Source organism: Peribacillus sp. P4_C12, from assembly GCF_056402095.1.
Genome location: NZ_JBFUIB010000123.1, coordinates 1 through 9,128, shown reverse-complemented (window position 1 = coordinate 9,128; position 9,128 = coordinate 1). Strand labels below are relative to the sequence as shown.

Sequence of the window (9,128 nt, the reverse complement as noted above, 5' to 3'; positions counted from 1 at the left end):
TATTATAATAGTGCTCAACCTGATTTATTTGATTAATGAGTGGAGTACTTTACCTGATCAGGTTCCGATTCATTTTAATGCTAAAGGAGAAGCAGATGGTTGGGGAGGGAGAGCTGTTATTTGGTTTCTTCCGATCGTAAGTATTTTTTTATGGTCAATATTGACGACTTTAGAGAGAGTGCCGTATATCTTTAATTTCCCGGTAAAAGTAACGGAACAAAATGCGGAACGTCTATACAAAAATGCTCAGGCGATGAGTGTGATTTTGAAGGCGGAAATTATTGTTTTTTTACTTTATACCAGCTGGAAATCTGTTCAAGTTTCTGTAGGTAGGGAAGTTGGGCTTGGTATTTTAGAATTGCCTATTTTCCTAGTTGTCCTTTTGGGCTCGATCGCTTTCTTTAGGGTGCGCTCATTTCTGAAAGTAAAATAAACCGAACTTCATTATAGCAAGTTCGGTTTAAATCTTTCTTGATTATGAGCAGTTTCTTTCTCTAAGCAAGTTCAGTTTTCTTATTCGTTGTTCGCAACAGAGGCATGGTGCAGCAACGGAAAGAGCCTCCGGACTTGATGATCTCGCTTATATCGACTTCAATGACGCTATATCCGCGTTCACGAAGCTTGTGATTTACTTTTTTATTGCATGGAAGACTAAACACTTTTCTTTTTCCAATAGAGAGCACGTTTGTTCCTAATGTGAATTGCTCCTCTTTAGTCACTTCAATTATGTCATAACGTGATTCTAATAAGGCTAACTCTTTTTTTGTAAGGGCTTCTGGGAAGATAAGGGCCTCCGTTGGTGAGATAACATTGAATACACAGTCCAAGTGAAGGAATTTTTCAATGAAAGGAATTGGAATGATATCGTATTCTGATAATAAGGTTTGAAGATTCTTGATTGATTTTTTATCTGTTCTATCACTGACCCCGATATAAATGGTCTTTCCATCAATTATGACATCCCCGCCCTCTATTCTATTCCTACATAAGTTGAAGAATGGGACATCATTTTTTTCGAGCCAGGTTTTCAAAATAAGTTCTTCACCTTGCCGGATATCTGTAGCCATCTCGGCGACATACACAGTATTGCCAAGAGTGAATCCGATATCTCTCGTAAAGACTTGTTCTGGATATGCAGATTGGGGTGGTAGATTTATGACTTCAATTCCTTYATGTTCAAGCGACTTTACAAAATTGGTATGCTGCTCCATAGCAAGTACACGATCAATGTTCTCATCTTTAAACTCTTTTTGTGTTTCGTTGATGATCTCACGAATCTCCATATATTTTGGTTCACATACAATTACCCGTAAAAGCTTTGAATATTCGCTCGCGCAGTATGCCTCTAGTTCTTCGTTTATCTTGTTTACCATAGATGAGCTCCCTCTAAATATCATTGTATCTTTACTATTACCTCTTTTTTCTGGAAAGAAACATAAAAAAAGTCATTTTTTAATATAGTCTTTTGTATTAATCATTGTTGATTTTCACAAAACTTTTGTGGAAGCTTTCTCATACAGACAAATCTTAAAAAATTTACATAAAGCATTTACTTTTGTTAAAAGTTTTACAATCTATTTTTAAAGTCTGTTTGTATGTAGTTTAAAAATTGATAACTCCGAAAAATATTTTTTTTCAGAAAGAGAATCTCAGATAATCCCTAAAAAGAAAAACTACAATATATTTAAGGTTAAAAAGTCAATTAACTATTCTTTCCCTTTAATGACTTCTACCTTAAAGCTTTAATACCGCTAGGTTACCTCCAGGTACATGAATTAAGATTCTATATAGAATAATGTTTGGTTTGCAACAAACCGTAAAAATAGGTATTTTTTTCTAAGGCCATCTCATAGTACTGAATATCCATTTTTAAGACGATGGATATTAGGAAATTCCAAATCTTTGACGGCGATTTTCTTTTTTAGGTCCCTCTAGAGTTATGGGTTGTAAGAACGGAATAAGACAGACAAAGGATCAAGTTTAAGGTCCTTTTTTTGTTTGATCAATAATGTAAACCAGAGTCATAAAATAAAATGTAAAACCGCACCTAGGGAAAAAGGATTATTTTTTTTCTGGTCGAATATATAAGTGAAAGCGTTTTCTAGAGAAGGGGGAGATTGTTATGATGGATACTCCATTGATTATGACGCAAATCATTGAGAGAGCTGAAAAATATTTTCCAAAAAAAGAGGTAGTTTCGCGGACGGACGGTGGAATTCACACTTTTACATATGCAAAAATTGCTGAGCGTACAAGAAGGCTAGCGAGTAATCTTGAAAAATTCGGTATCAAGACAGGTGACCGGATCGGAACACTTGCATGGAATCATCATCGGCACTTGGAAGCATATTTTGCGATTCCTTGTCATGGGGCTGTCCTACATACAATTAATATGCGTCTGTCTCCTCAGCATGTTTCTTATATCGTCAATAGTGCGGAAGATCGATTATTACTAATAGATCCTGATGTCATTCCAATGTTGGAAACGATTAAAGATGAGTTAACAACGGTAGAAGGCTACATCATTATGACTGATAATGATGAACTGCCTGAAACGACACTATCACCTGTTTACCATTATGAAAAGTTATTGGCTGAAGGGAATCCTAAGCAGCCATTCATTCAGGATTTAAATGAAAATGCACCTGCCGGCATGTGTTATACATCCGCCACGACAGGAAATCCAAAGGGTGTGGTTTATTCACATCGCGGAATTTTGTTGCATGCGATTGCGCTGGGCCTTGCTGATTCTACAGCAATAAGCGAACGGGATGTGGCTTTGCCAGTCGTTCCAATGTTTCACGTTAATGCATGGGGCATGCCATTTGCGAGTGTTTGGTTTGGCACAAAGATGGTTTTACCGGGACCAAACTTTACCCCGAAAATTTTGGCAGAGCTTATAGAAACGGAAAAGGTCACAATCGCTGCAGGAGTTCCGACGATTTGGCTTGGGTTGTTGAAGGAGCTTGAAGAAGGTAGCCATGATACGAGCAGTATTCGCGCTGTTTTATGCGGAGGGTCGGCGGCTCCAAAAAGCATGATTAAAACTTTTGAGCAAAAGTACAGTATTCCATTCCTGCATGCTTATGGTATGACGGAAACAAGCCCGCTCGTATTTGTTTCCAAACCAAAAAGCTATCAGGAAGACTTACCTGAGGATGAACTTTATGAGTTGAAGGCCAAGCAGGGGCTTGTCTCGCCGATGATCGAAATTAAAGTTGTCGGGCAGGATGGTGAAGTGAAAGCGGATGGAAAAGAAATGGGAGAATTACTTATAAGGGGCCCATGGATAGCGGATGAGTATTTTAAAGATGAGCGATCAGAGGGGACGTTTAAAGATGGCTGGCTTTATACCGGAGATGTTGTCACGATAGATGAGGAAGGCTTTGTGAAAATTGTCGATCGGACGAAGGACTTAATCAAAAGCGGTGGAGAGTGGATTTCTTCTGTAGATATAGAGAATACTTTAATGGCTCATGAGGGTATCTTTGAGGCGGCAGTCATTGCAGTGCCTCATGAAAAATGGCAGGAACGCCCAATTGCTTGTGTTGTCTTGAAGGATGCATATAAAGAGCAGGTATCACAAGAAGACATAATAGAATTTTTAAAACCGCAGTTTGCTAAGTGGTGGTTACCGGATGAAGTAGTCTTTTTGGATGATATTCCAAAAACGGGTGTAGGGAAGTTCTTGAAAAGGGCGTTGCGTGATCAGCTTCAGGATAAATATATTAAGAAATAAAAGGTAAAATTGAATAAATATAACTTTTTTCTATTACGATAGTAGAGTGAGCATATATAATAAATTTATAGAATGAAAGAGGAGGAAATAGATTGAGTAATGAAACATCATCAAATTCAGGAACGGTTTTAGTCACATATTCGGAACGAACAGCAACTGTTGCTATGAATCGTCCAGAGGCTATGAATGCATTAAATCCGCAAATGCTAAATGATTTTATTTTTGCTCTTAAAGAAGTAAGTGAGAATGAGGACGTGGACGTCGTCATTTTAAAAGGCAATGGGAAAGCTTTTTCAGCAGGCGGAGATATTAAAATGATGCTCGCACCTGATAAAGAAGATGGTTTTAATGACCTGATGGATGGAATTAGTGAATTAGTAACAACCTTATATTTCATGCCTAAATTGACAATCAGTGCCATTCACGGTGCAGCAGCAGGTCTTGGTTTGAGTATTGCGCTTGCAACTGACCATCTTATTGCTGACTCAGAAAGTAAGGTTGCCATGAACTTTATCGGCATTGGATTAATTCCTGATGGGGGTGGACATTTCTTCCTTGAGCGACGTCTTGGTGAAGTGGGAGCGAAAGAATTAATCTGGGAAGGTAGAGTGCTAACAGCGCTGGAGGCTAAAGAAAAAGGCCTCATTCACGAAGTAGCAGATGGAACTTTGGAGCAGGCGGTAGAGAGAAAAGTACAAGGATGGCTGAAAAGTCCTGTTCAAGCGATGATCAAGACGAAAAAGATTCTTAGTGAAAAAAATCGTCCATTATTAATAAAGATGCTTGAAATTGAAAAAGCTGCCCAATTTAAAATGCGCCAAACAGCGGATCACCAAGAAGGAATAAAAGCTTTCGTTGAAAAAAGAAGACCAAATTTTATCGGAAAATGAAACGGAAAAGGCAGTCACGATATTGTGACTGCCTTTTTATATAATCAGAAAGAAGATGTATAAAACTTAGTAGACATTTAAATGATCGCGCTCCCATTTTTCCAATCAACGATGAAAAAGTAATAACGCGCCTGCGGGTGATGTACAGCGATGTGTTTGATCTTGATAGTTTTTTTCATTTAATAGATTTTGACCTAATTCTTTTGCATGTTCATCATTCTCAGCCGTAAATGATTCATCCAAGAGTTTTTCCCCTGACGGTTCAAATACGGTTAATTTGTATATTCTGCTCATTTTCAAAACTCCCTTTTCAAATAATAGACTGTTTTTTTCGTAATATTTAAACGGTTATTAAAAAATTTTATCATTATCTGTCAATTTTGACTATTATTATGTAAGGAAAATATATTTAGTAAACATTATTAATTTATAGAATATCAATAGATTCCGTTTTCATTCAGGCCGCTTTTGAAAAATCCGACTTCATTTTATCAGAAACGACGCCTGACTGTGCATAGCCGCATCAAAAACAAGCAGACTTTCAATATTAAGTGGGGAATTTATAAGAAACAGGATACATCCTTAGTGATTGAAAAGAATTATATCGAACAAGATTTAAAAGAAATAAAAGCTGGTAAATAATGAGAAAGCATACTCTATAGCCTCCAGGGCTCTATGAGTATGCTTTTTATTTTTGGACACTGATTTGGACAGAATGAAAATTAAACCTATTTATTTAAGCGGAATTCTTTCCTTAAAACAAAAAATCATAAATGATATAATAATGAAGAAGTCACAGGAATTTAGAATGTGTATAAGCCGAAAGGAGACTTTTTTGAATGACAGTAAAAATCGTAAATAATATTACGGAATTGATAGGAGATACACCAGTTGTTAGAATTAATCATTTAACAGCGGAGGGTGACGCGGAAGTATATGTGAAACTTGAATATTTTAATCCGAGTCGCAGCGTAAAAGATCGGGCTGCCTTTAACTTAATTAGGCAGGCTGAACTGGATGGAATTATTCAACCTGGAGCAACAATCATTGAACCCACCTCTGGAAATACAGGTATCGGACTTGCAATGAATGCTGCAGCAAAAGGCTATCGGGCTATTATGGTCATGCCGGATAATATGTCAAAAGAAAGAATTAACATATTAAAAGCATACGGAGCGGAGGTTGTCCTCACTCCTGCGTCAGAAAGGATGCCAGGAGCAATTCGTAAAGCCGAAGAACTTGCTGCAGAGATTCCGAATAGCTTTATTCCTCAGCAATTTGAAAACAAAGCCAATCCTGATATCCACCGAGTAACGACAGCGGTCGAGATCTTAGAGCAGATGGACCGCAAGTTGGACGTGTTTGTCGCAACTGCTGGAACAGGTGGAACGATTACAGGAACGGGTGAAGCGTTAAAAGAACAACTTCCTGATTTAAGAGTCGTCGTTGTCGAGCCTAAAGGTTCTCCTGTTCTTTCAGGAGGAAAGCCAGGTCCCCATAAGCTGGTAGGTACAAGCCCTGGTTTTGTACCAAGCATTTTAAATACCGAAGTACTTGATGAAATTGTGCAAGCTTCAGATGAAGATGCGATTTCGACGATGAAGGATATGGCTGCGAAGGAAGGTATATTAATCGGGCCTTCAAGCGGTGCCTCTGTCTGGGCTGCCCTTCAGGAAGCTCGTCGTCTTGGAACTGGAAAACGTGTCCTTTGCATTGCACCGGATAATGGTGAACGTTACTTAAGTATGGATATTTTTAAATAAATAGTAGAGACCGAATGCTGTGCACGAAACAAAGTGTCTGCCATTCGGTCTTTTTTCTCCTAAAATTGTCGATACTGGTTATCCCGATCCATTACTACAACGGCAGTGCTGTAATTCAGATGAGAAAGTATGTTCTATTTATGTTAAAATAAAAGTAAATTGATGTTAGGAACCGAGGTGATTTCAGTGAGCAGTGTGAAGTTCATTCATGCGGCCGATCTACATTTGGATAGTCCTTTTTCCGGATTGAAGGATATGCCGCCATCTTTATTAAGGGAAATAAGAGAAAGTCCTTTTAAGGCCTTTCAAAAAATGATTAATGAGGCAATTTTCCATCAGGTTGACTTTATTGTGTTATCGGGTGATTTATTTGATGGGGAAAATCGAAGTCTTCGGACACAGGTCCGCTTTCGAAGCGAAATGGAAAAACTTCAGCAACACCAGATTCTAGCCTTTATCATTCATGGAAATCATGATCATCTCAGCGGATCATGGGTCACGGTTGAGCTTCCTGGAAACGTTCACGTTTTTTCGGGGCAAACCGAAGTGAAATTGTTTCAAAAAAGCGATGGAACGTCTGTCCACCTTTATGGATTTAGTTATCCACGGCGTCATGTAACAGAGCGAATGATCGAAACATACATAAAAGCTGAAGGGGCAGATTACCATATCGGTCTGCTTCATGGCAATTTAGAAGGAAATTCTGAGCATAGCCCATATGCTCCTTTTTCGCTAAAGGAACTTTGTGCCAAAGAGTTTGATTACTGGGCATTAGGCCATATTCATAAGCATCAGGTGGTATCAGAAAACCCGCTTGTAATTTACCCAGGTAATATTCAAGGTAGAAATCGTAAGGAGTCTGGCGTAAAAGGCTGCCAACTAGTCGAACTGGACGGTGACACTAAGCGACATTCCTTTATCGAAACCTCCGGGGTGATATGGGAAAGTGAAACAATAAAAATTTCTGCAGATTCAAATTTTGATGCTCTGTATAAGGTATGCAAGGATGTTCTTGAGAAAAAGCGCTTTGATGGTAGATGCTATCTTTTAGAGATAAAGTTAGATATTGTAGGTTCAGTAAATTATTATGGTGAAATTCTTGAAGAATTGACCAGGATTTTACAGGATGAGGAGCAAGGTGAGTCGTTTGTTTGGCTGTATAGAATCAAAATCATTCAGTCTATATCCGCGGTAAGTTCGAGAGAAAAAATAACACCGTTTGTGGCTGAAATATCAATGCTTGCTTCTGAATTTGAGGATATTGAGACTGCCCTGGCACCGCTTTATAAGCAGCCAGGAGCAAGAAGATTCCTTGATTCCTTAGAGATAGAAGAGCAGCAGGAGCTTTTAGATGAAGCAGAAAGATGGCTTTTGCAGGTTTTTGAATCAAAAGGATATTTATAAAAAGGAGGAAAATGGTTTGATAATTAAAGACCTCCATGTTTATGGTTATGGCAAACTGGAAAATCGACGTTTTCAAGAAATGAAACAGCTGCAAATCTTCTTTGGAGAAAATGAATCGGGCAAATCCACAATCATGTCTTTCATTCATAGTATTCTTTTTGGATTTCCAACAAAAGTTCAAAATGAACCGCGTTACGAGCCTAAAATGCATGCCAAATATGGCGGAAGACTCACTCTCATCACAAAAAAGGACGGGGAAATCTTTATTGAACGGGTGAAGGGAAAAGCCACCGGTGATGTGAAAGTGACGTTCGAAAACGGGAGGGTTGGAGGCGAGCAAGAACTGAATGATATTCTCCATGGAGTTGATAAAAACTATTACCAAGCCATTTTTTCTTTCGACCTTCAGGGTCTGCAGGGATTACATACACTCAGTGAAGGAACCATGAGTAAATATTTGCTTTCAGCCGGGCTGATTGGGAACGATAAACTTCTCGAGGCAGAAACGAAGCTGCAAAAAGAGTTGGATCTCAGGTTCAAGCCATCAGGTCATAAACCTCTACTAAATGTCAGATTAAAAGAACTCAGAGAAGTGCAAAAAAAGGTGAAAGCGGCAGAAGATGAACAAAAGTCATATACCGCTTTACTGCTGGAAGAAACAAAACTTACAGGTGAACTTTCTGAAATCACGGACCAGATCCAAGAGATAGAGGAAAGCCATGTTAACTCGAGTACTTTTTTACGAATTAAACCGTTGCTTGAGGAACGGGAAGAAATTGAATCAAGACACAGTAAGATTAAGGATGTCAGTTTTCCTGTTGATGGTTTAAAAAGGTTTGAACAGTTACAAGCAGTTGGAATGCCAATTAATGCCCAACTAGCCGCCTTGACTGAGAAGGTAGAGCAACTTGAACAAAATCTAGTACAAATCGAGATCAACCCGTTTATCAAGGATCATAAAGAGCGGATCGAACATGCAATCGACCAAGGGTCATTGTTAGATAAGCTTGAGTTGGACATGCGCAAAGCGGAACATGATAGGCTGATGGAAGAAAAGAATATTGAAAAGGTAAAGCAGGAATTATTCTGGGATGTTTCTGATGAAGAAATCAGGAAACTCGATATCAGTACATTCAATAAGGAAAAGGTAAAAAAAGCAGAGAGGGAGAAGCATCGTCTGCAAAATGATAAAAAACAGCTCGATGAAAAATATGGATTGCAAAAAGGGAATCTAGAAACGACGGAAGCACGCTTGAAGGAGATAAAGCAACAGCTATTGACAGAAGAAAAAAGAAACAAGCTGGAGTCTTTATATAACAAGCAGAATAGTAC

At 38.5% G+C, this 9,128-nt stretch carries 8 protein-coding genes; 6 read left to right on the top strand and 2 right to left on the bottom strand.

What is annotated here, in order from left to right; translation table 11 throughout:
• Positions 1-433, top strand: a 433-nt coding sequence (locus AC1DUW_RS15415) for an SdpI family protein (protein WP_477642897.1), incomplete at its 5' end; no start/stop codon positions are given.
• A gap of 61 nt (positions 434-494) precedes the next feature.
• Here the strand turns inward: AC1DUW_RS15415 and AC1DUW_RS15410 are convergent.
• Positions 495-1,373, bottom strand: coding sequence for a dimethylarginine dimethylaminohydrolase family protein (locus AC1DUW_RS15410; RefSeq protein WP_477642896.1), 879 nt, complete (start codon positions 1,371-1,373; stop codon positions 495-497).
• A 749-nt stretch (positions 1,374-2,122) separates the two neighbouring features.
• On the opposite strand from AC1DUW_RS15410, the gene AC1DUW_RS15405 reads away from it, so the two are divergent.
• A complete protein-coding gene (locus AC1DUW_RS15405) occupies positions 2,123-3,739 on the top strand; it encodes a long-chain fatty acid--CoA ligase (protein WP_053344905.1) in 1,617 nt (538 codons plus the stop codon).
• Between the two features lie 92 nt (positions 3,740-3,831).
• Complete coding sequence (locus tag AC1DUW_RS15400) at positions 3,832-4,629, top strand: enoyl-CoA hydratase (protein WP_056528007.1); 798 nt, start codon at positions 3,832-3,834, stop codon at positions 4,627-4,629.
• Between the two features lie 105 nt (positions 4,630-4,734).
• On the opposite strand, the gene AC1DUW_RS15395 is transcribed toward AC1DUW_RS15400, so the two are convergent.
• Positions 4,735-4,923, bottom strand: a complete 189-nt coding sequence (locus tag AC1DUW_RS15395; protein ID WP_056528009.1) for a YhzD family protein — start codon at positions 4,921-4,923, stop codon at positions 4,735-4,737.
• Between the two features lie 545 nt (positions 4,924-5,468).
• Here AC1DUW_RS15395 and cysK point away from each other — a divergent pair.
• The 3 genes from cysK to AC1DUW_RS15380 all read left to right on the top strand — a co-directional run.
• Positions 5,469-6,392: a cysteine synthase A gene (gene cysK, locus AC1DUW_RS15390; RefSeq protein ID WP_477642895.1), complete on the top strand. Its 924-nt coding sequence runs from the start codon at positions 5,469-5,471 to the stop codon at positions 6,390-6,392.
• 186 nt (positions 6,393-6,578) lie between these two features.
• Positions 6,579-7,796, top strand: coding sequence for a metallophosphoesterase family protein (locus AC1DUW_RS15385; RefSeq protein WP_477642894.1), 1,218 nt, complete (start codon positions 6,579-6,581; stop codon positions 7,794-7,796).
• Positions 7,744-9,128: AAA family ATPase (locus AC1DUW_RS15380; protein WP_477642893.1), on the top strand; the 1,385-nt coding region annotated here is incomplete at its 3' end. The genes AC1DUW_RS15385 and AC1DUW_RS15380, both read left to right, overlap by 53 nt.